A 2,376-nucleotide genomic window follows, 5' to 3' on the forward strand; every position below is an offset into this window, starting at 1 on the left:
GTTTTTTCCCCGCCCCCATTCTCCCCTGCGTGATCTAGCTCACAACTTGAGCCATCGACCTTGTTGCTCAGAACAGCCTCGATGTCAAAAAAGTCACTAGAAAATAATTCATTGAATTTAATCTCTTTTTATCTTGTCAAAAACCGTCACACCCAGTCTTGATAACGACCTCGCCACCTCAATTAAACAACGATGGATTCAGGCCCAGTCAAGGTTGGGACGCCTACCGTGTGGCTATCGGACTATTTCCGATTTCACAGAACCGACAACAAGTTCGGAAGTGTTTACATCAGAGGAATAACGCATATGAAGAAGTCTGCACTGACTATTGCCATCTCCAGCCTGCTGCTGGCGAGCGGCGCCCATGCTGCTACCGTTTACAACCAGAACGATACCAAGCTGGAAATCGGCGGCCGTGCACAAGGTGCTTACTACGGTACTGACGACAACGGTGCCGAAGGTGACCAGAGCTACTTCCGTCTGCACGTTGCTGGCGAGACCAAGATTGCTCCCGAGATGAAGGCGTTCGGCTTTGCCGAGTACAACCTGCCGACTTCCGGTTCTGACAACGACGAGCTGCGTTATGCCTATGCCGGCATCAAGCACGACCGTTTCGGCGCCTTCAGCTATGGTCGTCAGGATGGCCTGTTCACCAAGGCCGTCAACAACTATACCGACGTCCTGCCTGAGTGGGGCGGTGACGGCCTGGGCAAAGATACCGAAGTATTCGGCACCGGCCGTACCAACGGTCTGGCCCAGTACATCTACACCTATCAGGGTCTGACTCTGGGTGCCCAGTTCACCGGTAACAACGATCCGCAAAACGCCGGTCGCAGTGCAATCACTGAATCTTTCAACGGCAACACCTACAAAGGCGAAAGCTGGAATAGCAAAGGTTCTGCTGAAGGCTTCGCAGTATCTGCCAACTACGATTTCGATATGGGCCTGAGCCTGGGTGCTGCCTATAACCAGGCTGGCAAGACTGACGAGCAAGCTCGCTACGCCGCCTTCGGTGGCGACAAGGATGCCAAGCTGATGGGCTTCGGCGCCAAATATGCAACTGGCGACCTCTACCTGGCTGCAACCTACTCCCACGGTGAAGACCACCTGTTCGTCAACAACGGCTACGCCGAGAAGATGGATGGCTACGAAGCCGTTGCCCAGTACACCATCGGCAAGTTCAAGCCTTCTCTGGCCTACCTGCGCACTGACGTGAAAGACTCCGCTCGTGGTATCGATGATACCTACACTGAGTACGTATCTATCGGTGCCTGGTACAACTTCACCGAGAACTTCAACGCCTACGTTGATTACAAGCTGAACCTGCTGGACTCCGTAGATGGCAAGTCCACCAACTCTCTGGGCAAGAACACCGATGACGTTGTCGCGGTTGCCCTGCAGTACAACTTCTAAGTAATTGGAAGTCAGTTATACCCTGTGATACCAATGTCTACTGTTTGAATTACTTCCGGCCGCTCTGCGGCCGGTTTTTTTATTGCGCCTTTTCAGCACCTTGCATATAACTATCGAGCGGATTGATGGCAATATCCGCGCCGTTGACAGGGAGTGACAAGGAGATATTCACGGATGAGACAAGCGCGCGGTAACATAGACTGGCAACGCGGGTGGCTGTTGTTGCCACTGCTGTTGATATCGCTCATCTGGAGCAGTACGGCAGATGCCAGCTGGGATCAGAGCCTCTATCGTCAACTGGGTCTGGCAGGCAAGCTGGATAAACAGACCTTTCGTCAGGCACTCAACAGTTATCAAACTGTGCGCCACAAACGCAAACCCATTCTCACCATCATCGATTACAGCAAGCCATCCACCCAGCGCAGGCTGTTTGTCATCGATATGAAACGCCACAAGCTGCTCTATCACACCTGGGTCAGTCATGGCCGCAACTCAGGTGAACTGGCCGCAGAGCGCTTTTCCAACCAGCTCAACTCCCGCCAAAGTTCCCTCGGCGTCTATCGCACTGCAGAAACCTACTTGGGCAAACATGGCTACTCCCTGCGGCTGGACGGGCTCAGCCCCGGCAAGAACAGCAATGCCCGCAAGCGTGCCATCGTGGTACATGGCGCCGCCTATGCCAGCCCGACTCATCTGCGCAAATATGACAAGCTGGGCCGCAGCTGGGGTTGCCCCGCCCTGCCCAAGGAGCAGGCCAGGGCCATCATAGATACCATCAAGGGAGGGAGTGTCATCTACGCTCACGGCTAGCGGGTACAACACCAGAAAACGCAAGGCCAGCAATCGCTGGCCTTGTTTGTTACGCTTTTCACACTAAACGTGGCGCGTTATTGGCGCACCACCAGTACCGGACAGGGTGCATGACGCACTACAGACTCGGCGACACTGCCTACCAGCAGATGG

General features: G+C 54.3%; 3 protein-coding genes. 2 read left to right on the forward strand and 1 reads right to left on the reverse strand.

Going from position 1 to position 2,376, the window contains the following annotated elements; translation table 11 throughout:
- Nucleotides 1-306: 306 nt before the first annotated feature.
- Together AACS18_RS20645 and AACS18_RS20650 are read left to right on the forward strand one after the other, a co-directional pair.
- Nucleotides 307-1,413, forward strand: coding sequence for a porin (locus AACS18_RS20645; protein WP_108613184.1), 1,107 nt, complete (start codon nucleotides 307-309; stop codon nucleotides 1,411-1,413).
- Nucleotides 1,414-1,587: 174 nt separating this feature from the next.
- Complete coding sequence (locus AACS18_RS20650; RefSeq protein WP_108613185.1) at nucleotides 1,588-2,223, forward strand: murein L,D-transpeptidase catalytic domain family protein; 636 nt, start codon at nucleotides 1,588-1,590, stop codon at nucleotides 2,221-2,223.
- 77 nt (nucleotides 2,224-2,300) lie between these two features.
- Here AACS18_RS20650 and AACS18_RS20655 read toward each other — a convergent pair.
- Nucleotides 2,301-2,376: universal stress protein (locus tag AACS18_RS20655; protein WP_181363347.1), on the reverse strand; the 76-nt coding region annotated here is incomplete at its 5' end.

The sequence above is a fragment of the Aeromonas sp. HMWF015 genome (genome assembly GCF_963878965.1).
Classification (GTDB): Bacteria; Pseudomonadota; Gammaproteobacteria; order Enterobacterales; family Aeromonadaceae; genus Aeromonas; species Aeromonas veronii.

What these genes read in the sequence shown, in the direction of transcription:
- AACS18_RS20645 (WP_108613184.1), top strand. Translation starts at nt 307, where the DNA reads ATGAAGAAGTCTGCACTGACTATTGCCATCTCCAGCCTGCTGCTGGCG.
- AACS18_RS20650 (WP_108613185.1), top strand. Translation starts at nt 1,588, where the DNA reads ATGAGACAAGCGCGCGGTAACATAGACTGGCAACGCGGGTGGCTGTTG.